Annotated in this window: 19 protein-coding genes and 2 pseudogenes; 14 read left to right on the forward strand and 7 right to left on the reverse strand. The window is 65.3% G+C overall.

Annotated features, from left to right (window positions below):
• Positions 1-26: 26 nt before the first annotated feature.
• The 4 genes and pseudogenes from ACZ75I_RS11030 to ACZ75I_RS11045 all read right to left on the reverse strand — a co-directional run bounded on the left by ACZ75I_RS11030 (position 27) and on the right by ACZ75I_RS11045 (position 6,376).
• The gene (locus tag ACZ75I_RS11030; RefSeq protein WP_141653569.1) at positions 27-311 is read right to left on the reverse strand and encodes a hypothetical protein; all 285 of its coding nucleotides are present in this window, start codon (positions 309-311) and stop codon (positions 27-29) included.
• Between the two features lie 308 nt (positions 312-619).
• A pseudogene (locus tag ACZ75I_RS11035) lies at positions 620-1,075 on the reverse strand (RHS repeat domain-containing protein); the annotation flags it as partial.
• A 14-nt stretch (positions 1,076-1,089) separates the two neighbouring features.
• Positions 1,090-1,662: a hypothetical protein gene (locus ACZ75I_RS11040; protein ID WP_164282627.1), complete on the reverse strand. Its 573-nt coding sequence runs from the start codon at positions 1,660-1,662 to the stop codon at positions 1,090-1,092.
• Position 1,663: 1 nt separating this feature from the next.
• Positions 1,664-6,376, reverse strand: coding sequence for an RHS repeat-associated core domain-containing protein (locus tag ACZ75I_RS11045; protein ID WP_472957856.1), 4,713 nt, complete (start codon positions 6,374-6,376; stop codon positions 1,664-1,666).
• Positions 6,377-6,653: 277 nt separating this feature from the next.
• Between ACZ75I_RS11045 and ACZ75I_RS11050 the strand changes: the two are divergent.
• Positions 6,654-6,782, forward strand: a pseudogene (locus tag ACZ75I_RS11050) (alpha/beta fold hydrolase); the annotation flags it as partial.
• 35 nt (positions 6,783-6,817) lie between these two features.
• Here ACZ75I_RS11050 and ACZ75I_RS11055 read toward each other — a convergent pair.
• Positions 6,818-7,612 carry an AraC family transcriptional regulator gene (locus ACZ75I_RS11055; RefSeq protein WP_472959057.1) on the reverse strand — a complete coding sequence of 265 codons (795 nt, stop codon included), beginning with the start codon at positions 7,610-7,612 and terminating at the stop codon, positions 6,818-6,820.
• A gap of 70 nt (positions 7,613-7,682) precedes the next feature.
• Here ACZ75I_RS11055 and ACZ75I_RS11060 point away from each other — a divergent pair, with 70 nt between their 5' ends.
• The 9 genes from ACZ75I_RS11060 to ACZ75I_RS11100 all read left to right on the forward strand — a co-directional run bounded on the left by ACZ75I_RS11060 (position 7,683) and on the right by ACZ75I_RS11100 (position 17,188).
• Positions 7,683-9,653, forward strand: a complete 1,971-nt coding sequence (locus tag ACZ75I_RS11060) for an FUSC family protein (RefSeq protein ID WP_472957858.1) — start codon at positions 7,683-7,685, stop codon at positions 9,651-9,653.
• A gap of 4 nt (positions 9,654-9,657) precedes the next feature.
• On the forward strand, positions 9,658-9,867 hold the full coding sequence (locus ACZ75I_RS11065) for a DUF1656 domain-containing protein (protein ID WP_346477149.1): 210 nt from the start codon (positions 9,658-9,660) through the stop codon (positions 9,865-9,867).
• A gap of 1 nt (position 9,868) precedes the next feature.
• On the forward strand, positions 9,869-10,753 hold the full coding sequence (locus tag ACZ75I_RS11070; protein ID WP_242893611.1) for an HlyD family secretion protein: 885 nt from the start codon (positions 9,869-9,871) through the stop codon (positions 10,751-10,753).
• Positions 10,750-12,186, forward strand: coding sequence for an efflux transporter outer membrane subunit (locus ACZ75I_RS11075; RefSeq protein WP_472957859.1), 1,437 nt, complete (start codon positions 10,750-10,752; stop codon positions 12,184-12,186). The genes ACZ75I_RS11070 and ACZ75I_RS11075 overlap by 4 nt, the downstream gene beginning before the upstream one ends.
• Before the next feature lie 134 nt (positions 12,187-12,320).
• Entirely contained in the window at positions 12,321-12,668 is a 348-nt protein-coding gene (locus ACZ75I_RS11080; RefSeq protein WP_021204235.1) for an RcnB family protein, read from the forward strand.
• Between the two features lie 278 nt (positions 12,669-12,946).
• Positions 12,947-13,621, forward strand: coding sequence for a response regulator transcription factor (locus ACZ75I_RS11085; RefSeq protein ID WP_472957860.1), 675 nt, complete (start codon positions 12,947-12,949; stop codon positions 13,619-13,621).
• Entirely contained in the window at positions 13,618-14,859 is a 1,242-nt protein-coding gene (locus ACZ75I_RS11090) for a sensor histidine kinase (RefSeq protein ID WP_346477147.1), read from the forward strand. Before ACZ75I_RS11085 ends, ACZ75I_RS11090 begins: the two co-directional genes overlap by 4 nt.
• A 57-nt stretch (positions 14,860-14,916) precedes the next feature.
• Positions 14,917-15,303, forward strand: coding sequence for a diacylglycerol kinase (locus tag ACZ75I_RS11095; protein WP_346477146.1), 387 nt, complete (start codon positions 14,917-14,919; stop codon positions 15,301-15,303).
• Between the two features lie 73 nt (positions 15,304-15,376).
• On the forward strand, positions 15,377-17,188 hold the full coding sequence (locus ACZ75I_RS11100; RefSeq protein WP_472957861.1) for a phosphoethanolamine transferase: 1,812 nt from the start codon (positions 15,377-15,379) through the stop codon (positions 17,186-17,188).
• Here the strand turns inward: ACZ75I_RS11100 and ACZ75I_RS11105 are convergent.
• Positions 17,092-18,015: a M14 family metallopeptidase gene (locus ACZ75I_RS11105; RefSeq protein WP_346477144.1), complete on the reverse strand. Its 924-nt coding sequence runs from the start codon at positions 18,013-18,015 to the stop codon at positions 17,092-17,094. The genes ACZ75I_RS11100 and ACZ75I_RS11105 overlap by 97 nt on opposite strands.
• 146 nt (positions 18,016-18,161) lie before the next feature.
• Here ACZ75I_RS11105 and ACZ75I_RS11110 point away from each other — a divergent pair, with 146 nt between their 5' ends.
• The 4 genes from ACZ75I_RS11110 to ACZ75I_RS11125 are packed head-to-tail and all read left to right on the forward strand — an operon-like array spanning position 18,162 to position 22,083.
• Complete coding sequence (locus ACZ75I_RS11110) at positions 18,162-18,815, forward strand: DUF3348 family protein (RefSeq protein WP_235648337.1); 654 nt, start codon at positions 18,162-18,164, stop codon at positions 18,813-18,815.
• Between the two features lie 10 nt (positions 18,816-18,825).
• Positions 18,826-21,090, forward strand: a complete 2,265-nt coding sequence (locus ACZ75I_RS11115; RefSeq protein WP_346477143.1) for a DUF802 domain-containing protein — start codon at positions 18,826-18,828, stop codon at positions 21,088-21,090.
• Complete coding sequence (locus ACZ75I_RS11120; protein ID WP_061479995.1) at positions 21,087-21,725, forward strand: OmpA family protein; 639 nt, start codon at positions 21,087-21,089, stop codon at positions 21,723-21,725. The genes ACZ75I_RS11115 and ACZ75I_RS11120 overlap by 4 nt, the downstream gene beginning before the upstream one ends.
• A complete protein-coding gene (locus ACZ75I_RS11125; RefSeq protein WP_346477142.1) occupies positions 21,715-22,083 on the forward strand; it encodes a DUF2894 domain-containing protein in 369 nt (122 codons plus the stop codon). Before ACZ75I_RS11120 ends, ACZ75I_RS11125 begins: the two co-directional genes overlap by 11 nt.
• Positions 22,084-22,249: 166 nt before the next feature.
• Here ACZ75I_RS11125 and ACZ75I_RS11130 read toward each other — a convergent pair whose 3' ends face one another.
• On the reverse strand, positions 22,250-22,696 hold the full coding sequence (locus tag ACZ75I_RS11130; RefSeq protein ID WP_346477141.1) for an REP-associated tyrosine transposase: 447 nt from the start codon (positions 22,694-22,696) through the stop codon (positions 22,250-22,252).
• Positions 22,697-22,744 lie beyond the last annotated feature (48 nt).

Here is a 22,744-nt window from a genome sequence, read left to right on the forward strand (position 1 = left end):
AGCGGGGCTTCGGATATGCAGCTCACTTAAATTCCTCCTGCACCAAGAAACAGGAGCATCAGCAGAGTAAATAATTGCAGCGCCGCAACGATGATGGCTAACCATTTCGGAATCCTGCTCGCGAACAAAAACATGATCACGTTAAGCCCTACAAACATAGCCGGCATTACAACGTAAAATGTCGCGTCTCCAAGATACGGATATGGGAAGCCACTCACAGCGCCCGGGTAGCCAGGAGCATCTCGTCCTGCGACAGCAATGAATCCCAAAATAGATTTTACGAACCATAGGAGCAGAAACAGAGCGAACACCAATCGGCGCCTTGAGCCCTTATTTAGCACATTATTCATGACCCCAAAGACCTCGCGGCGCGGGAACCGAGATACTCAAAATTCATCGGCCCCATAAGCTGATTCATGATCGGATTCGGCCCGATAACAGTTCCAACGATATGCGCACCCGCCACACCGCTCCTCTGTTGAATTGAAACAGTGACCGATCCGCCAAATTGGCGACCTGGCAAAGCCACATTCTTGATGGTTCTCTCGCAAGGATCAACGATCTGATTGATCGGATTTCCTTTTATCAGACCTGGCAGCACAAGGTAGCGGCTTCCGTCTTGCTGGCCCGGGAAGCGCAACGCCAGTTCGAACGCCACACCATCACCATCCGGATCGGCACTCGGAATCTGGTTGCCGAATACCTCGCTCTTGTTGCTCCACTCCCAGATCGCCACATCGCGCACCGGATCGATCACCACGTGCGGTGTGCCCAGATGATCCGGCTGGACGTAGGCCAGCAACGGCACGCCGGTACCCGGCATGTTGATCAACGCCACAGGTGCGCCTGACCCGTGGCCGAGTAGTTGCCCAGCCACTGCCCTGCTTCGTCATACAGCGTGATCTGGGCAGTTCCACCGGCAGGGGTACGCAGCACGCGCTCGCCGCGATGGTTGTAGGCGTTGCTTTCCTGCACGGCATTACCCTGCTTCACCGCGTTCATGCGGTTGGTATCGCTGCAGGTAAACGATCTGCTGTCAGAGCGTGGTATTCCCTGCTGCATTGGGGCTGCGTGCAGCGCGACGATTCGCTACCGTCCGCTGCCCCAGGAGCTGCCGCCCACTAATCGATCCGTCTGAACAGACCACGCATCCAAAAGATGCTGCGCGCCCGATTCACCGCCATTCTTCAGCACAGAAAGAATCGCATCTAATCTACTTTTAATAGCATTGGACATTGGCAACTTCAAAAGCGTCTTCAGCGTCGCGTCCGCCGCCACGAAATCGCCCAGCCGGATGGCGGATATGTACTTTACCCATTCTGAATAGTCGCTTGTGAAGTCAAGACTGTCGACATAGAGCAACAAGTCTGCCGCCGTTCTCACTGCCTCAAGCTTTTTGATATGCGCCTCATGCATTCCACGAAAAAAAACTTTATCCACTTCCGCGCTTGCAATCCTCTGACCTAGAGACATGTGCAGGTAGGGCAAATCATCATATGTCGGAATTACGAAGGTCCATATGTAGGTAGAGGATGGCGCAGGATCCAATGTGAAGCCTGAGATAACATCGCGCGTATGTAACGCGATCAAAAAATTGCCAACGACTCGCAGACCGCTCCTCTTGGCCTCGCGCTTCATTCTCCAAAGTGCAATGGATCTCATGCTAGGGCACCGACCTTTCCAGAACACCGCAAAGTATAGTTCCCTTGGGCAGGTGTGTGTAGTAATTGCGAATTTCTGCCGCGGTCAGACCAGCCGCTCCCGACTTCAACTCGACCACATACTTTGGGTACGCCCTGGATCCATATACACCGTCGGCGCGAACTGATCCTGGAGTTCCATAATCTACAACGATGCCGTTCAAGTAAGAAACTTCGGAATCGTACGGGCCACCAAGGGCCTTTACATTAAATGCAAACTGTACATGAATTCGCGTTCCACGCAGCACACTGAAAGGCCATATTTTGTCGAGGGGAGAGGACGGATTCGCCAAGTAAGCAGCTCGCGCAGCCTCGCTAAATCCTGACATGCCAGGTAGCGCTCGACAAACCGATGTCTGCTCGCAAAGGCCTAGTGAATCCAAGCCAATAAGAGGGTTGCCTCCCACATAGGAATAGGTGCCAATTCCTCCCAGCAACCCAATCGGATCACTCTGAGAGTAGCGCCCCACGGATGGGTCGTACTCGCGCTGGTAGTTGTAGAACAACCCGCTTGCATCCATCGCCTGCTGGCCCGGGAAGCGCAGCGCCAGCTCGAACACCACACCATCGCCATCCGGGTCAGCACTCGGAATCTGGTTGCCGAATACCTCGCTCTTGTTGCTCCACTCCCAGATCGCGACATCGCGCGCCGGGTCGATCACCACGCGCGGGGTGCCCAGGTGATCTGGTTGGACGTAGGCCAGTTCCGGCACGCCGGTACTCGGCACGTTGATCAGCGCCACCGGATAATTGTCCAGCCAGATGGCCTGCTGCTGCGCCTGGCCCGTGGCCGAGTAGTTGCCCAGCCATTGCCCCGTCTCGTCATACAGGGTGATCTGAGCAGCGCCACCAGCCGGAGTACGCAGCACGCGCTCGCCACGATGGTTGTACGCGTAGCTCTCCAGTGTGGCGTTACCCTGCTTCACCGCGTTCATGCGGTTGGCATCGTTGTAGGTGAAGGTCTTGCTGCCGATTCGGGTGGTGTTGCCCACAGCGTCATGGTTGCGCGCTTCGCCATCCACTGCGGTCAGCCGGTGGCTGGTTGCGGGATAGGTGTAGCTGGCGGTGCCTGCCGAGGTGGTCAGCGCGGTGCGATTGCCGGTGGCGTCATAGGCATAGGTTTCGATCGGGGTGCCGGTCGTGCCGTCCTGGGTCTGGGTCAGGCGACCCAGCGCGTCATAGGCATACTTGGCCAGCACCGTTGAGCCTCTGCCGTTCTTCAGCTCGGTGATCGAACCGACGGGATCGTAGCCATAGCCCAGCGACAGGCCGCCCGCGGCCGGGTCATGCACCGCCTGCGGGCGGTAATCCAGATCCAGCGGACGCTGCAGCTGGCGGCCGTTGCCGTAGGTCCAGCCGGTCGCCGGGCCGAAGGCCGCATAGGTCACGTTGTTCACCACGATCTGGCGCGCCTGGCCGGGGCGGGTCAGACCGATCTGGCTGATGCGCCCTTGGGTATCGCGCACGTAGTCGGCCACGCTGCCGTCGGGGTAGGTCAACGCGGTCAGGCGGCCCGACTTGCTATAGGCGTAGCGCAGCGTGCTGGCAACGCCGTTGACGGTCTGTACCTTGCGGGTGACCTGGCCGAAACGGTCATAGCAGTACTGGGTACTGCCATTGGCGTGCAGCACCTGCCCCAGGCGCCCCTTGGCGAAGCGCTCGTCGGCGGCACAGGCGGCCGGCGCCACGTCATAGCTGTAGCCCACGTCGAGATTGGGGTCCGGATAGGCGATGCCGATCAGGCGGTTGAGTGCGTCGTACTGATAGGTGGCGGTGACGCCACGCGCATCGGTAGCCGTCTTGCGATTGCCGGCCGCGTCCACGGTGAAGCTGCTGGCGCCACTGTCCGGGCTGACTTGCCCGGTCAGATCACCGAAACCGTTATAGGCATAAGTGGTGTGCAGGCCTTTCGGGTCGGTGACCTGGGTGACCTGGTCCAGCGCGTTGTACTGGCTGCGGATCTCCGCCGCGACGCCGCCCACATCCTGCAGGGTCTGCGCCAGGCGGTTCAACGGGTCGTACTGCTGGCTGGTCACGCGCTGCAGAGCGTCGGTCACGGTCTGCCGGTTACCGTTGGCATCGTAGGCAAAGCCGGTGGCGTGATTGCCTGCGTCCTTCAGTGCGGTCAGCTGGCCGAGTGTGTTGAACGTCCGCGCCAGGGTACGGCGCAGGGTACCGCCTGCATCGAGCGTGTCTTCCTTGAGGCGATTGCCGGCATTGTCCAGCGTGTAGTGAATCGTGTTGCCCGCGTTGTCCTCGATATCGGTCAAGCGCAGCGCCGCATCGTAGACATAGGAAACGCTGCTGCCGTCGGGCTCGGTGATCTGTTGCACCTGGCCGGTCGGCCAGTAGCTGATCTGGGTGACCCGATTCTCGGCAGTGGTCGCGCCACGCGCGGTGACCGAGGTTGGCCAACCGCGAGCATGGTAGGTGTAGTCGGTGACCACGCCGTTGGCATCCTTGACCGACAACGGCCGCCCGAACGCGTCGTAGGCCAGAGTCTCGACCGTCTGGCCCAGCGCATTGGTCACGCTGCGCAGGTCGCCCTTGCGATAGGTGCAGGCACCTCCGATCGCGCACCCTGCATCATCCGCCGAGTAATAGGCATAGGTAACGACATCGGCCACATCCGTGCGCGGGCCATCCACACTCTTCAGCAGCCCCTCCACCGGGCAGCTGCCTGCCGCTGCCACATCAGCGGCTTCGCAGTACGTGTAGCTGGTGATGCGCGTCTGACCGGAAGCGGTGTCGGTCACCGTGTTGGCCGTCGGCTGGCGTCGGGAATTGAAGGCCGTGCGGGTTTCGCGGCTACCGATCCGGGTGGTCAGTACCGCATTGGTTTCGACGTCGCGCGCGGTGGTCACAACACGCTGCTCGGGCAAGCCGACCGCTTCGGTCAAGGTATGGATGCTGACGGCACGACCGCTTACCGGATCGGTGCCCTGCGCATAGGTGTGCTTGGTCTGGATGCCGCGGCGATCGGTGTAGGTATCCAGGCGCCGGCGGAAGTCGACACTCTGGTCGTAGTAGGTTCGGCTGACGGTTCCCTGCGAATCCGTCAGGCCGGTCACCTTGCGCGACGGCGCGGTGTCGCCGCCGGGTGTCAGGGTGTAGTCGGTCTGCCGCCCCAGCGCGTCGGTCACCACCGCACCACCATTGGGGCTGTAGGCCAGTGTCACGCCATCGGCACCGCCGGCATGCTGACTGGAGATCACACGACCGATGGAATCGTAGGTAAAGGTGCTGTAGCGGCGACCGTCCTCGGCGGTGATGCCGGTCAGGTGCTGGGGGAAGTCCTGGTTCTCGTAGTGATATGTCCGCACACCACCACCCGCATAGGTCACCGTGGCGACCTGGTTCTGCGGCGTGTAGGTATAGGTGGCGAGCGCAATGCCTTCGACCAGCACCGAACTGATCAGCGCCTCATAGTCGTTGGACTGGTAAACGAACTCCAGTGTGCGGCCACTGCTGTGCGTGACCGCCGCAAGGCGGTCGCTGTCGTCGTAGATGTAGGTCAGCGACGTGCCATCCGGGAAGCGCTTGGCGGCAAGACGCCCGTCCGCGCCGAAGGTCGAGATGGAGCCCGCCGAGTACAGTGTCCAGTTGCCGTTCTGGACCAGACGGTCACCACTGTCGTCGTCCGCCTCATAGGCTTGGCCGATCTTCTTGAATGCACGCTGGAAACCGGTGCTTTCAATGATGCCCACACTGTCAACGCCGTCCAGTGCCAGGTGGGCGCCCAGCGAGTGGGTCCAGCCATAGCCGAAGCCACCGGATGAGGTGGAGATGCCGGAGTGATAGAAGCGCGTCAGCGCGATCCAGCCCAGATCGAAGTCCGGCGCGATCTCGTACTTCTCGCCCGTTTTGACATCACATGGGTTGCCGACATTGCCGTCGCAGGTACCGCCGTTGGAGGCCGGGTCCTTGTCGGGAATCGGACTCATGTTCGCCGCTGTATCGTTGCGGGACATGGGGCAGCTGCCGTTGCCGCCGTCCTTGTCGCACTTCTGCGACTTCGAGGTGATGGTCGCAACGAAGTCCTCGTTGACGCAGGCGTTGTGCTTGTTGGACCACTGCGTAAGCGGAACAGGGCAATCAAGGCGGCGCTTGCGGCCGAAGGCCGCCTGACTCACGTGGGGTGTGCAGGGCGATTCGGCTGTGTTCTGCCCAATCATACGCGTGATCTGATAGTACCTGGACTCGACCACGCCCTCCATTTCGGGCACACCCGAGAACCAGTCTCCATTTGGAGTTACAGCAGCACCCGGACAGACAGGATTGGCGGCCTGGACGCCCGCGAGATAGCTCGCGACCATGGCCTCTTCACTGGTAAATTCCGCTGTGCTCAGATAGGTCCAGTCTGGATCCGAGGGTTGCGCTTTTCCCATCCAGTAGGTGATCGACGTATTGCCGTTCAAGTCCACGACTTTCGACTTGATCTTGTCGACAGATTGCCAGCCGAACTGGAACTCGGGCGGGAACGGGCTGGGTGCGGGCAGGCTCTTGATCGCCTGCACTGCCGCCTGCTGGGTCTTGTACTGCGTCGAATTGCCGCCGGGCTGCGAAATACGCCACGTGATCTTGCTTTCCTGCGCCTGGGCCACTGCAGGGCCGAAGCAGCCAACGGCGATGATCGCCAGCACGGCACACGAAATGGTTTTCAGTCGTTCCAACATCCCTGTTCTCCTTCCTGGACGAACACAGCGCCGGCGGGAACGAGAACGCGGAGCTGTGCCCCGCGTCATGCTTCGGATCGTCCCTGGTCCGGAATGCGGCAGTGCCACATGCCGCCTTTATCGTCGAGGACGCTTGCACATTCAAGTGTGGAGTCGCGTAACCGGTCACAGATTCAAGCATCCGTGGCCATTCAGCGGCCTACGCCGGGCTCCCATGACTTCCTCTACAGGGAGTCCGTGTTCATAGCTCACAAAACTACCAGCACAATCTCCCACACACGCCCTGCTCTTCCCGGGCTTCACGCGCGGCTCGCACCGCTACCTGGCAACCGGCCACACCCTCCAGCGCGAGGAACCCGCTGCGGTGGTGGCCGCGATTCAATCGGTCTCCGACACCTCGAAGTAGCCGTTCCAGGCAACGGCTTCGCCCGTTGTTCCCCGCTACCGCCCACGCAAGCGCACCGCGAAGTACCGCGCCGGGGAAAGGCCAAGCGCCTTCTTGAACATCGTAATGAAGGCCGTCACCGACTCATAGCCCAGCGTCTCGGAAACGCGTTGTACGGGTGCACCCGCGGCAAGTTCACGAATGGCGATGAGCAGGTGCAGCTGCTGCCGCCAGCGCCCGAAGGTCAATCCCGTTTCCCGTTCGATGAGCCGGGTCAACGTCCGCTCGCCCAGGGCCAGGCGCACGGCCCACTGGCCGATGGTGCTGCGATCTGCCGGATCCGCCGACAGCGCCGCCGCCAACGCCCGCACCTTCGGGTGAGGGCTGACCGGCAACGACAGGTGCTCGGCCGGCATCTGTACCAGCTCGTCCAGCAACACCCGCGCCAGCCGATCGGTGTGGCTGCCATGCGGATAGTCCAGCGGCGCGTCGGCCAGGTGCAGGATCATCTCGCGCAGCATCGGGGAGATCGCCAGCGTCACGCACTGCGCCGGCAGGTCGACGACGCCGGGCTCGACGAACAGGTAGCACAGGCGCGCGTTGGCGGTGGCGCGATTGCTGTGCGGCATGCCGCCCGGGATCCAGACGCCACACTGGGGCGGCACGATCCACAACGCATTGGCCACTTCGCAGGTCACCGCGCCATGCAGAGCAAGAATGAGCTGGCCCTTGCGGTGCTCATGCACGGGAATTTCCGCGTCGTGCTCAGCCACCTGCAGGCGGCTGGCGACCGCCGGGCGATCGGTCTCGTCCGGGTCCAGGTCAAAGCCGGGGAGCGAAATGCGAGCCATTCTCACATTGACAGGTTTTAGCGATTGGTTGTCATTGTAGCGAAATTCGCCAGTGCGGCCGATCACTAGCATGAGCCGCATGCACTCTCCCACCCCTGCCCGTCCCCGCGTGTTCCAGGCATTCGCCAGGTTGAAAAGCCCTACCCTCAGGACCGATCAGGAGGCGGTGCTGTTCTCGCTCAAATGCCTGCTCGCAGCGTCGCTCGGGCTGTATGTCTCTCTAAGGATCGGTCTGAATCGCCCGTTCTGGGTGATCGGCACGGTCTATCTGGTATCGCAGCCCCTGTCCGGGGCGACCCTCAGCCGCGGCCTGTTCCGCCTGCTGGGTACCGTGGGCGGGGCCGTCGCCACCGTCGTGCTGGTGCCACGTTTCGTCAATGCGCCCCTGGTGCTGAGCGCCGCGCTCGCCACGTGGATGGCGCTGTGCCTGTATCTGGCGATGCTCGACCGCACGCCACGTGCCTATGCGTTCCTGCTGGCCGGCTATACCACCAGCCTGATCGGGTTTCCGGCGGTGATGGTGCCGGCAGACGTGTTCACCATCGCCATCACGCGGGTGCAGGAAATCGCCATCGGCATCCTGGCGGCTACGCTGGTACATGGGCTGGTGCTGCCGCGCCGGGTTTCGTCGCGCGTGCACGCACGGGTTGCTGCCGTGCTGGATGACGCGGAACGATGGACACGGGACATGCGCGCCGGTGCATCGGACACGGTACTGGCGACGGACCGCTCGAAAGTGGCCGCCGACCTGCTCGAGCTGCATGTGCTGTCGATCCACCTGCCCTTCGACAGCGCCCACGGCGTGGCCCAGGTGCAGATCCTGCGTGCCGTGCATGACCGGATGCTGGACGTCCTGCTGCTGTCCAGCGCGGTGGAAGATTCCATCGCACGGCTGCGCTCATCACAGGCCAGCGCCATGGATTCGCCTGGCTGGCGCGATCTGCTGCAGGCCGGCCTCGCCGCGCAACAGACCGAGCTCGACCTCGCCCACGCCGACTGCCGCGTGCTGCAGGCGCAACTGCACACTGCCCGTTCCGACTCGCGTCGGCATGTGCCTGCCCGCCTTGCGCGACATGTGCAGGGTGCGGTACTTCACCGGGAACATCGGCTTGCCCTGCGCAGCGCGCTGGGCGCGTTCGCCGGCATCCTGCTGAGCTGCGTTCTGTGGATCGTCACCGGCTGGTCGGAGGGCGCCACGGCGGTATCCATCATCGGCACGGCGTGCGTGCTGTTCGGCACGATCGAAGCGCCGGCACCGCATGTCATGCGCTACCTGGTGGGATCGTGCATCGGCGTGGCCGTCGGCCTGCTCTACGGTCTGCTGATCTTCCCCGCGTTGTCCGATATCACCGGCCTGATTGCCGCGCTCGCGCCGGTGCTGCTGCTGTGCGGATCGTTCCTGGCCCGGCCGCCATTCACCATGGCTGCCCTGGGCGTGGTGCTGACGTTTCCGCTCATCGCCGGCCTGGGCGCGACCAATACGGTCAACATCGTCGGCGCACTCAACAACAGCGTTGCGTTGTTCATCGGTACGACGGTGGCACTGTGCAGCATGCAGCTGTTCCAGACCGCCGACGCGGGCCGCAACCGCGCTCGGTTGGAGCGTTCGATCCGTCGGGACATCGCACGACACGCCGCCGGACAAGGTGATGTGACCCGGGCCTGGCTCAGCCGCATGCTGGATCGAATCGGGCTGCTCGCTCCCAGGCTGCAGGGCCGTTCCAGCGCGGCACACGACCTGCGGGCATTGTTTGCGGAGGTTCGTGCGGCACGTGCATCCAGCCAACTCCGCGCACTGGGCAGGCGCATGGACGATCCGCGCACCCAGTCGCTTCACGCCGCGCTGGTCGAGCGCATCGCCGCACATTTCAGGATGCGCACTCGCGCGCCAAGCAGTGGCGACACCCATCTTCTGGAACTGCTGGACCGAATGCGCGACGCAGTGGTGACCAGCAGCGGGGCTGATCGGGAGCAGCTGTCGCACCTGCTCTGCGGGTTGCGCCGCGACCTTCTCGTATCTCCGCTCACTCATCGGCGCTGAGCTCATGCTTCCTGACCTTTCGATAGATGGCGTGGTGATTCCTGGCCTGCTTGCGGTGGCCGTCGCCGCGCTGGCGCTGTCGGTACTGACCTCACGTTTCCTCGCCAGCCTCGGTCTGTACCGGTTATTCGCCGCGCGGCCACTGGTGGGCCTGTCCCTGTTCGTGATCCTGGCGGAGCTGATGATCCGGCTCGCGCCCCTGTTCGAGAAATGAGATGAAACACACGCTTGCTGTCATTGGGCGCTGGAGCGCAACCCTGGTGGTGTTCGCAATTGCCGTCGTCGCTGCACTGGCCATCTGGCATCGCTACGAAACACGCCCGTGGACGCGCGATGGACGGGTGCGTGCCGACGTGGTGCGCGTTGCATCAGACATGGGGGGGCTGGTCACCCAGGTGCTGGTGCACGATAACCAGCGGGTGAGCGCCGGACAGCTGCTGCTGGTGCTGGACCAGCCGCGCTTCGCTGCCGCACTTGAGAAGGCCGACGCAGCGGCAAGCAGCGCACGCGCCACGCTGGCGCTGGCCCGCCGCGAATCGACGCGGGACAACGCACTGGGCAACCTGGTCGCTTCGGAAACCCGCGAACGCAATGCCGCCAAGGTCGATACCGAGCTGGCCGCCCTGGCGCAGGCGCGGGCCGAACAGCGCGTTGCCCGGCTCAATGTGCAACGCACCGAGGTGCGCGCGACCACCGATGGCATCGTCACCAACCTGGACCTGCACGCGGGCGACTACCTGCAGCCGGGGGCACAGGCGCTGGCGCTGATCGACACCCGCAGCCTGCGCATCGAGGGCTATTTCGAGGAAACCAAGCTGGGCTGCATCACCGAGGGCGATGCCGCCGTGGCCCGGCTGATGGGCGACGACCACGACGTGCGCGGGCACGTGGATACCATCGCCGCCGGCATTGCCGACGATCAGCGCTCAAGCACGCACAACCTGCTCCCCGCTGTGGCGCCGACGTACACCTGGGTGAGGCTGGCACAGCGGATCCCGGTACGCATCCGCATTGACGATGCGCCGCCGGATACCCGCCTGATCGTCGGTCGCACTGCGAGTGTGACCATCACGCCATCGGCACAGGGAACCTGCAAGTGAGCCTGCGAACACTACGCGGTGGGCTGCTTGCCCTGCTGCTGCCGATGACGGCCTGCGTCTCCGGCCCCGACTATCACCTGCCTGCGAATGCCGTCGCTGCCTCCACACGCGCGGCGCAGGCGTTCGTCTCGGGCAAAGAGGCATCGTTCAGCCACGACGCGCCACCGGGTCGGTGGTGGGAACTGTATGGCGACCCCCAGCTTGACGGCTACGTGCGCGAAGCACTGGCGGCCAACGCCGACCTGCGCGCCGCTGATGCCAATCTTCGGCGCGCCAGCGCTACCGTGCTGGAGTACCGCGCGCGCGGTGCCGTGCAGGCCGAGGTGGATGCATCGGGCACGCTCACCCATGCCGGTGGTTACACCCGGGCGTCGGCCGCGCCGCAGTCCTATGCGCTGGGCCTTCACCTCTCCTATCCACTGGATCTTGCAGGCGGCATCCGCCGCGGCATCGAAGCCGCCAACGCCGACGCGGAGGCCGTCGCTGCGGCACGCGACCAGGTCCGCGTGGTCGTCGCTGCTGCTGTCACCCGTGCCTATCTCCAGATCTGCACAAGCAATCACACGCTCGCTGCGACCCGGCAGGTGCTGGCGATACAGCGCGCCACGCTGGAGGCAACCCGTCGCCTGGCCGCGGGCGGGCGCGGAACGGACTTCGATGTCAGCCGTGCCGGCGCAGCGGTCAACCGCAGCGCGGCCGGGATACCGCACCTGCTGGCGAAGCGCCAGGCCGCACTGTTCGAACTGGCCGCACTGATGGGCAGGGTCCCGGCAGACTATCCCAGGGAGGCCGAAGCCTGCCCCCAGCCCCCTGAGCTGGAGCAGGCGCTGCCGGTCGGTGACGGCTGGCAGCTGCTCCAGCGGCGCCCCGACATACGTGCCGCCGAGCGGAGCCTTGCCGCGGCCACGGCGATGATCGGCGTAGAGACCGCGGAACTCTATCCGCAGGTTACCCTGGGCGCGTCCCTGGGCACAGCGGGCATGCGAGGGCAGCTGCTTTCCGCCGACAGTTTCGGGGCGAGCGTCGGGCCGCTGCTGTCATGGCACTGGCCCAACCGCCGCGCCACCAAGGCCCGCATCGCAGCGGCCGGTGCCAATGCAGATACCGCTCTTGCTTCCTTTGACGGCGCGGTGCTGCAGGCACTGCGCCAGACCGAGACTGCGCTTTCTGCCTGCACGCAGGAGCTTGAACGCGAGCGCAGCCTGGCACAGGCGCGTGGGGACGCAGCGCGGGCCGCGGGGCAGGCGCAGCAGCTCTACCGTTTCGGCAGGATCGATTTTCTCGATGTGCTTTCGGCCCAGGCCGCACTGGCAGATGCGGAGTCCGCATTGGCCGCATCGCGCGCGGACCGGGTCGATCGCCAGATGGATCTGTTCCTGTCACTGGGCGGTGGTTGGGGCGCAACGGATCCGGCCCGGGACGGGACCCGTTGATCCGTTCCGGGGCGGCGACTGCACGTCACGCCGTGTGTTCAGGAAAGTGCCGGGCACACCCGTATTCATTCACGCTGCCTGCCCTATATTCCCGCCACAGCGCCGCATGCCGCGGCCATGACGAAGGCATCTCCATGAAGACCACACGTTTGCTTGCCATCGCCTTGACCACCGCCACCGCGTTGGCTGCGGCCCCCGCCTTCGCCGATCCGCCGCACCACGCCCGCGGCAACGGTCCGCCGCCGCATGCAGGCGGCCCGCACAACCGCGATGCGCCGCCGCCGGGCTGGCAGAAGAAGGCCTGGCGTCGTGGCGACCGCCTGCCCTGGGCCGAAGTGGACCGCCGCTACTGGGTAGACGACTACGCGCGCTATGACCTGCGCAATCCGGGTCGCGGCCAGCGCTGGGTGCGCCAGTCCGACACCGAGTACCTGTTGGTGGAGATCGCGACCGGCTTGATCATCGACGCGCTGCATCGCTGAATGTGGAGGGCGGCGGGGTCCTGCTGTGGGCCCCTCCGCGCTCCCTCCATGCCGCGGCCGACGTGAATGATGCGAACCACTGGGTTCCAGAGTGCGCTGCTCGCTGCTTGGCTCATCGCAGGCCTCTTTTCGGTAATCCATTCGATACGCGATTCACGCAGCCCCGCTAATTGAACGGAATCGGGTGCGGACCAGTCGCACCCACGATTCATTCAGCCAAGGCATTGGCATCCGGCCATCGATCGGGCAGAGTTCGGCCACGCGCAAGGACGCATGCCATGACCCGCCTGCTGATCATCGAAGACAACCCCGAGCTGGTTGCCAACCTGTATTCCTTCTTTGAACCGCTGGGCTACGTCCTGGACGACGCCCGCGACGGTGCCAGCGGACTGCGCCGGGCCACGCAACACGACTACGACGCCATCCTGCTGGACCTGATGCTGCCGCGCCTGGACGGGATGGCGCTGTGCCGGAAGCTGCGCCAGGAGTTCCAGAATCCGGTGCCGATCCTGATGCTGACCGCGCGCGATCCAGTCGAAGACCGCGTGCAGGGCCTGGCACTGGGCGCGGATGACTATCTGGTCAAACCGTTCTCGCTGACGGAACTGGATGCACGGATCAAGGCCCTGATACGAAGGGCACAGGGGCGCCAGGTCCAGAGCGTGCTGGCGTGGAAGGACCTGCAGGTGGACACGCGCTCGCCACAGGCCTGGCGGCAAGGCCGCTGCATCGCGCTGACGCCCACGTCGCACAAGCTGCTGATGTGCCTGGTGCGTGCGGCTCCCGCGGTGGTGCGAAAGCAGGAAATGGAATACCTGGTCTGGGGCGACGAGCCACCGGACAGCGGCGCGCTGCGAACCCACATCCATGAGCTGCGCCTGCAGGTGGACCGCAGCTTCGACACCGCACTGATCACCACGGTGCACAGCGTCGGCTGGCGCATGCAGGCGTGAGCCCTGCCTCCCTCTACCGCCGCCTGAGCCTGCGCACCCGCATCACGATCTCGTTCGTGCTGTTGATGGCCGGTGCCATGGGCTTCATCGTACTGGCCGAACAGGTCGACTACGACCAGGTCCGGGCTGCTGTCGTCGCACGGACCCAGCACGGCGAAGTGCAAAGGCTGCAGGCCGCGCTGGATCGTGGCCAACACCCCGCCCTGCCACCAGGGACCCAGCTGTTCGATGCCCAGGACGTGCCTGTCGTGCTGCGCCAATACGGCCCGGGCTACCACGGCGAAGAGGCGCCCAACGAGTGGCACCTGCGTGTGTTCGACAGTCGTGGCCAACGTTACTACCTGCTGCAGGACGCTGCACCCTATGGTTATCTGGAACACCTGATCAATGCCTTTGCGGCACTGGTCATTTCGGTCTGCGTACTCGGCGCCTTCCTGATCGGCCGCAAGGTCGCTACCCACGTCATCGCGCCCATCACACGATTGGCCGATGCGGTGCAGGACGGCCACAAGCCCTTTCCCTACCAGGACGCACGCGACGAGATCGGCGTTCTGGCCCGCGCCTTTGCCCGGCATAGTGATGAACTGGAGCGTTTCCTGCACCGCGAGCAATGCTTCAGCGGCGATGCCAGCCATGAGCTGCGTACGCCGCTGGCCATCATCGGCGGTGCTGCGGAAACCCTTGCCTGCCAGCTTCCTCCTGACAGCCACCTGGTTCCCAGCGCGGAGCGCATCCTGCGTACCACCCAGGAGATGCAGCGCCAGTTGTCCTGCCTGCTGTTGCTCTCACGTTCCCCCGGCTCAGTCCCGCGTAGCGAGGTGGCTTTGCGTCCGTTGATCGAGTCCTGCGTGGAGCGCTGCCAGCCCTGGCTGGCCGGCAAGCCGGTCGGAATCACCGTCGATCCCGGTCGAGAGGTGACGATGCACGCCAATCCGGACCTGGTACACAGCGTGATCTGGAACCTGACGCGCAACGCCTGCCAATACACCGAACAGGGAAAGGTCCGGATCACCCTGGACACCACCACACTGATCATCGTAGACACCGGCCCCGGCCTGCCCTCCAGCATCGACCCGCAGCAGTTCCAACGATTCGTGCCCGGGGCACCGCTCAGCGGTGAAGGATTGGGACTGTCCATCGTGCAGCGCATCGTCGAACACCTTGGCTGGACGATGACAGTACAGTCCTCGAAGCACGGCTGCCGGTTCGCCCTGCACTGGCCTGCGGCCCGCATCTGACGTATTCCTGACAGCGGCGTGCACATGCTCGGGGTTGCCCCCGACTTTGAAAGCGCCATGCAGCATCCCAAACACAGCGGCAAGTATCCGCACGGCAAGACCGGCCTGAGCCGCATCTTCCACACCCTGATCCATTCGCGCGATGGCTTCATCGCGACCTTCCGCGGCGAGGCCGCCTTTCGCCAGCTCCTGCTCCTGCACGCGCTGTTGATCACTGCAGCTTTCCTGCTGGACATCAGCACGACCGAGCGCGCACTGGTGCTGGCGGTCTGCTTCATCAGCCTGCTGGTGGAACTGCTCAACTCGGCAATCGAGGCCGTGGTTGATCGCATCTCGCTGGAGCAGCATCCGCTGTCCAAGAACGCCAAGGACATGGGCAGCGCCGCGCAGACCACCGCATTGTTGATGGTCGGCGCGGTGTGGGGCGTGATCCTGCTGGGCTAGCCCGGCCAGGCTGACAACTTCCTGATAAAGCCGTTTCGATACTGCGCGCACTCCTGTTCCGCGGAACCTGCTCGTGCGCCAATGCCTCCGTTTTCCACGGTCCCATCCAATCGTTCTGGTCTGGGCCGCCGCACTGTTCTTCGCCACGATTGGAAACATCGCCCTCTGGAAGACGCTGTGGGGGCTGATTGATCTCAACGGTGTGCGCAGCATCCTGTTCCTGGCCACCCTGCCGCTGCTGCTGTTCTGCCTGTTCAATCTGATGCTGACGCCACTGCTGGCGCTACCCTTCGTTCGCAAGCCGCTGCTGGTGCTGCTGGTTGTCGTCAGCGCCGGCTGCAGCTACTTCATGCTGCACTACAACGTGCTGATCGACCGCAGCATGGTGCAGAACGTGTTCGAGACCAACCAGGCCGAACTGAACGCCTATCTGTCGCTGCCGCTGCTGCTCACGCTGCTGGCGCTGGGCGTGCTGCCCGCTGCCGGGCTCGCCCTGGTGCGCACCACCAGCGGGGCCGGTTCGATACGTTCCCTGCTGGTGTGGCCGGCCAACGTCCTGGCGTCGCTGGTGATGCTGCTGGTGATCGGCTTTGCGTTCTACAAGGACTACTCCTCACTGCTGCGCAATAACCGCTACATCCGCGACCAGGTGCTGCCGTTGAACGTGATGCGCCATACCCACGGTTACCTGAAAAGCCTCTACAGCACCCGCCAGCAACCGTTGCGCCCGATCGGCACGGACGCGCGGCGCATTCCGGGCCCGCGCCCGAAGCTGGTGGTCATGGTCGTCGGCGAGACCGCGCGGTCACAGAACTTCCAGCTCAACGGCTACCCACGCGCGACCAATCCCCGGCTCTCGCGCAAGGAAGGCGTCATCAGCTTCAGTGATGTTTCCTCATGCGGAACCGCAACAGCGATCTCGGTGCCGTGCATGTTCTCGCAGATGACCCGCCAGCAATACGACGACGTCCGCGCGGCGACCGAGGAGAACGTGCTCGATATCCTGCAGCGTAGCGGCGTCAGCGTGCTCTGGCGCAACAACAACAATGGCGGCTGCAAGGGCGTGTGCGAGCGCGTGCCTACCGAGGACATGCCCGCACTCAAGGTGGCCGGCCAGTGCGTCAACACCGACGGCACCTGCTACGACGACGTGCTGCTGCATCAGCTCGGCGAACGCATCGACGCCATCCACGGCGATGCCCTGGTCGTGCTGCATCAACTCGGCAGCCATGGGCCGACCTACTTTGAACGGTATCCCGCAGCGTCGCGGGCCTTCAGCCCGACCTGCGACAGCAATCAGATCCAGCACTGCAGCAACGAGGCGCTGGTCAACACCTATGACAACACCCTGGTGCATACCGACCGGGTGCTGGCGGAGACCATCGACCTGCTGCAGGGTTATTCGGACCAGCGCGATGTCGCGCTGATCTATGTGTCCGACCATGGCGAGTCGCTCGGCGAACGCGGCATGTACCTTCACGGTACGCCTTACTTCATCGCGCCGCGCGAGCAGACCCAGGTGCCGATGGTGATGTGGTTCTCACCGGACTTCGGCCGCAACGCGGGCCTGGACACGGCCTGCCTGCGTGGGAATGCCCTGCACCGGGCGCACAGCCACGACAACGTCTTCCACTCGCTGCTGGGCCTGTTTGGCGTCAGCAGCGTCGTGTACGAACGCGATCTGGATGTGTTTGCCGGATGCCGCGCGTCGGGTTCGCCGGCTGTGGCCGCCGCGCCGCTGAAGAAGCGGCACCGGCTGATGCCGGTCACCGCCCGCAACGTGGCGCGTTACTGCGCCGACAGGGCGAAATCCAGACCCGCGCAGACCGCCGCCACCTGGGCGTCGTTGCATTCCTGCGGGTTGGTGCGCGGGCTGTCCGGGTAGACCTCGGTGGTGGTGGCAAAGCGTGCGTCGGTGAAGCCGGCGCAGGCGCCGATCGAACGCGACTCGCCCCAGACCACGCCCGGCGACTGCAGCGGCAGGCCGACCAGGTTGCCGTCGGCATCGGCCGGGGCGATGTGGGTGATGGGCGCCACTGCGGCGATCAGGGCCTTCTGGAACTCGGCCTGCGGGTCTTCGCTGTTGCCGATCACATAGAAGCCATCGGGAATGGTGTCGCGCTCGAACGGCTTGCCGTCGCGGGCGCAACGCGCCGGATCGAACTCGTGCAGGTCGCTGTCGGTGGTTTCGTGCAGGTCCAGGTGCACCAGCAGGTTCGGCTTGCGCTCGGCCACCCAGCGCATCAGGGCCGCCGCTTCCTCGATCTGGCCGCCTTCACGGAAGCTGCGGTTCGGATCGATCGCATCCGGGTTCCAGCGCTGGATGCGCTCGTAGCCCCACGGGCTGACGCACGGCGCCACGATCAGGTTCAGCCGACCCAGGTAACGCTCGGCCTGCTGTTCCAGGAACTGCAGGGCGCCGTGCACGCCGCTGGTCTCGTAGCCATGTACGCCGCCGGTGATCAGCGCGGTCGGCAGCGCCGGGTTCCAGTCGTGGTTGACCACCGCGAACAGCGGGTAATGGTCCGGTGCATAGTCCAGCTGGCCGTACTGGATCACGTCGAAAACGCTGTCGTCCAGACGTTCGAGGGCGGCCACCACGTCATCGTGGTAGCTGCGCTGGCGCTGCTGGCGGGCCCGCCACTGTGCGCGTTCCACGTCGCCCCAGGGCTGTCCGGGGGTGCCGATCGGGTAGAACTGCGCAACAGTCATGGGGGTACTCCAGGGGTCGAACGGGTGGATGCAGCCGGACATTCTAAGCCTTGTCGCGCCTGCGGGTACCGCCACCCAGGCCCCGCCTTCATCCAGTCGGGGTCATCTGGCTGTAAAATCAGCGGTTTTTGGCCCCTCACCCCTTGATGGCGAACGCAGCGCAGCCGGTCCTGGGTGGACCGGAGTTCCTCCGCCTGCTCGCCCGTCTCAGCGACGGCGCGATGCCGGCCAGCAGTCCCGTCCTGACCGATCGCCTCGGCCAGTGGGTGGACTGGAGCCGCGCCGTGGCCCTGTCCGGCGCGTTGGGCGGACGCCTGCCCGAGCCTGGCGAAGCTACCGAGCGGGCCGAGGATGTACTGGCCGACTGCGCCCAGGCCCATGCCAGCCTGCTGGCCTCAATCCGCGAGGACGCCGAGGCCGAGCGCCTGCTGGACCTGGCCGAGGCGACTGCCGCACCCGACTTCGCTTCACTGCGCCAGCGCTACCGGGTGCTGCAGCAGGCCATCCAGACCGCCACCGGGCGCCTGCGCGGCCGCCTGCGCGACCAGCTGGTACAAGTCTCGCCGGAGCTGGCGCGCCTGGCCGAGGTTGATGCGGTGATGGAACAGACCCTCACCCCGCGCGAGCACAGCCTGCTGGCCACCGCGCCGGCGGTGCTCGGCGCCCGTTTTGAGCGCGTGCATGGCCAGCCCGGCTGGCGCGCGGCCTTCCGCCATGACATGCGCACGCTGCTGCTCGCCGAGCTGCAGCTGCGCTTCCACCCGATCGAAGGGCTGCAAGACGCCCTGCGCTCCCACTGACCGGAACACCATGTCCAGAACTGCTCTCCATGTCGTTGTTTTCCTTGTCGGCCTGCTGGCCGTGTGCTGGATCGGCATTGGCTACGTTTCGGTGCATCCGCTGGGTGCAGCGGTGGCGGCAATCATCGCGGCCTGCTACATCGCCGGCGGCGTGGAGCTGTACCGCTACCGCCAGGCCAGCAACGGCCTGCGCGCCGCACTGAACGACCTGTCCAGCGCGAAGGAAAGCCTCGCCCCCTGGCTGGAACGCGTGCCGATGGGCCTGCGCAACGCCGTGCGCCTGCGCGTGGAAGGCGAGCGCACTGCCCTGCCCGCGCCGGTGCTGACCCCGTACCTGGTCGGCCTGCTGGTGCTGCTCGGCATGCTCGGCACCCTGCTGGGCATGATGGATACCCTCCGCGGTACTGGGCTGGCCCTGCAGAGCGCGACCGACATGACCGCGATCCGCGGCTCGCTGGCCTCGCCGGTGCAGGGCTTGGCGGTGGCCTTCGGTACCTCGATCGCCGGCGTGGCCAGCTCGGCGATGCTCGGCCTGTTGGCCGCGCTGCTGCGCCGCGACCGCCTGCAGGCCGTGCAGCAGCTGGACCGCGCCATTGCCGGCGACCTGCACCCGTATTCGCAGGCCTGGCAGCGCGCCGAATCGCTGCGCCTGCTGCAGGCACAGTCCGCCGCGCTGCCGGCGCTGGTCGACCGCCTGCAGGCGATGACCAGCACCTTTGAACAGCACAGTGCGACCGCCAATGAGCGCCTGCTGGCAGGCCAGGCCGAGTTCCTGACGCAGAGCCAGGCGCTGCAGGAACGCCTGGCCCTGTCGCTGCAGCAGTCGCTGCGCGAAGGTGCCGAAGCCAGTGCCGCGGCCATCGGTGGCGCGCTGCAGCCGATGGCCGAGACCACCCTGGCCGGTCTGGCTCACCATGGCGAAGCGTTGCATGCCCGTGTCGAGCGGGCCGTGCAACAGCAGCTGGCGGGCCTGAGCGACGGTTTCGAACGCAGCCGGGTCGCCACCGAAGCCAGCTGGGCCAAGGTGGTGAGTGAACAGTCCCAGGCGCAGCAGGCGCTGGTGAGTGATCTGCGCCAGCACCTGCAGGCCTTCAGCGATGGCCAGGGCACGCACGCCGAAGCACTCGTCGCGCGTATCGGCGAGCGCCTGCAGGCCGATGCCAACGGCAACGCCGAGGCCTGGCGCGCCGCCATCGAGCAGCAGCAGGCACTGAACAGCGCGCTGATCGAGCGCCAGCAGCAGGCGCTGCTGGCGGCCAGCCAGCAGCTGGACGAGCACGCGCAGGCACTGCTGCAGGCACTGGAACAGCGCCACAGCGCCAGCCAGTCGCTGCTGCAGGACCACGAACAGCAGCGCTCGCAGCAGTGGCAAGCCGCCCAGGCCGCCGCCGCGACTGCGCATGCCCAACTGCAGGCCAGCCTGGACAGCCGCGAGCAGCAGCGCCAGGCACGCTGGGACGCGGTCAGCGCCGAGTTGCAGCAGGCCCACGCCGCCCTGCAGGCGCAACTGCAGGCCGGTGACGAACAGCGCCTGCAGCGCTGGAGCGATGCCCTGCAGCACGTTTCCACCGAGCTGGCCGAGCGCCTGCAGGCCAATGGCGAACGCCTGGCTGCACAGCAGCAACAGGTCTGCGACGCGCTGGCGGCCACCGCACAGCAGATCGGCGAGAACGGTCGCGCGCAGGCCAGTGCCACGCTGGCCGAAGTGTCCACCCTGCTGCAGACCGCCGCGGCCGCGCCGAAGGCTGCGGCCGACGTCATCAACGAGCTGCGCAGTACGCTGTCCGAAAGCCTGGTGCGCGACAACGCGATGCTGGAAGAGCGCGGCCGCCTGCTGGCCACCGTGCAGACTCTGCTCGATGCGATCAACCACGCATCGCACGAACAGCGCGCCGCGGTGGACGCACTGGTTGGCGGTTCGGCCGAGCTGCTGGAGCGTGTCGGCAACCGCTTTACCGATCATATCGCCGCCGAGACCGGCAAGCTGGATGGCATTGCGGCAGCACTCACCGGCAGCGCGGGTGACGTCGGCCAGCTGGCCGGCGCCTTCGGTGAAGCGGTCGCGCAGTTCGGCAGTGCCGCCACCGAGCTTTCCGGCCGCCTGGAACAGATCGGTGGCGCCCTGGATGCCTCGCTGGCCCGTAGCGATGAGCAGCTGGCTTACTACGTGGCGCAGGCGCGCGAGGTGGTCGACCTCAGCCTGCTGTCGCAGAAACAGGTGATGGAAGAGCTGCAGCAGCTGGCCGCCCGCCGCGGCAAGGCCGGTAGCGCATGAGCGACGAGCTGGAGGTCGATGGCGGCTCGCACGCACCGATCTGGGCCGCCTTCGGCGACCTGATGTCGGTGCTGCTGGGTGCGTTCGTGCTGATCCTGGTGGGTGTGGTCGCGGTGCAGCTGGAGCTGTCGCAGCGACTGGAGCAGGAAGTGAAGCAGCGCCAGGCCGAGGCCAAGCGCCTGCAGACCCTCGAACAGGCGCTGGCTGGCCCGCTGGCTGCCGGTCGCGTGACGCTGGTCGATGGCCGCATCGGCATCAGCGGCAGCGTGCTGTTCGCGCTCAACTCCGACCAGCTGCAGCCGGAAGGCCAGGAGCTGCTGCGCAGTCTGGCCGCACCGCTGGCCGCCTATCTGGGCAGCCGCGAAGAGATCCTGATGGTCAGCGGCTTCACCGATGATGCGCCGGTGCGCGAAGGCAACCGCCGCTTCGCCGACAACTGGGAGCTGTCCGCGCAGCGCTCGCTGACCGTGACCCGCACCCTGATTGCCGACGGCGTACCCGCAGATGCCGTGTTCGCCGCCGCGTTCGGCAGCGAGCAGCCGGTCAGTTCCAATGCCAATGAGGAAGGCCGCGCGCGCAACCGTCGCGTGGAGATCGCGCCGATTCCCAAGCCCAAGGCCCCGGATGCCAAGTAAGCCGCCCGCGCTGGAAGGCCTGCGCGCATTGGTGCGTGACCTCAATGCGGGGTCGCGCTCGCTGCCGTATTACCCGCAAGTGCCGATGCTGCAGCAGGTGCAGCGCGAATGGTCGGAGCTGCGCAGCGAACTGCAGGTGCGCCGCTCGCTGCGCGCCGAAGCCCCGGCCGATGGCGGCCCGCTGAACTCGGCGGTGCTGGTGCAACGCATGCTCGACACGATGCAGGCCACCAGCCCCGGCTACCTGCGCCACTTCATCGACTATGTGGACACGTTGTCCTGGCTGCAGGCGCTGCAGGACAGCGCCGCCAGCGGCGGTGATACCACAAAGCCAAAGCGTACGCGCAAGCCGCGCTGAACACTGAATGGTAGTGCCGGTCGCCGGCCGGCAGCTACGCATCTCTGCGCGGGTCATGCGGTTGCCGGCCAGCGGCCGGCACTACCATCGAGGGTGCTCTGTGCGCCGGAACGCGATCTGCGCTGCGCGTCGGTTCTGCTGTGGTAGTGCCGGCCGCTGGCCGGCATCACCCCCACGCCGACCACGCATAGGGATACTCGCCAATCTGCCCAACGAGACCGGCGCGTACCGGATTCCCCAGGATGTACAACGCCTGCCGCGCCAGCGACTCTTCGGTCCTCGATGCATGATCGAAGTAGCCGGGCTGCCACACCGTGCTTCGACGGCCCGCCAGGCGATTCAGGGCAAGCGCGCTCGACGACTTCATCCGGCGCGCGATGTCGGGAAGGTCAGCTGCACGTAGCTCGAACATCCAGTGGACGTGATCCGGCATGACGACCCATGCGTGTGACCGTACGAGCCCGCGCTGTTCGATGTAATCGAACTGATCGATTACACATGCTGCCGAAGCATTGCTTTCAAAGAGCCTGCGGCGCTGATGCGTGGTGGTGGTCAGAATATAGGCCTGGCCAATGATCGAGCGACGGCCCAGGCGGAGGCGATGGCTGCTCATGCGCCATGGTGGGTCGATCATTGGGCGCTGGCTGTCGGGCCAAGCCTC

Source organism: Stenotrophomonas sp. X, assembly GCF_055721025.1.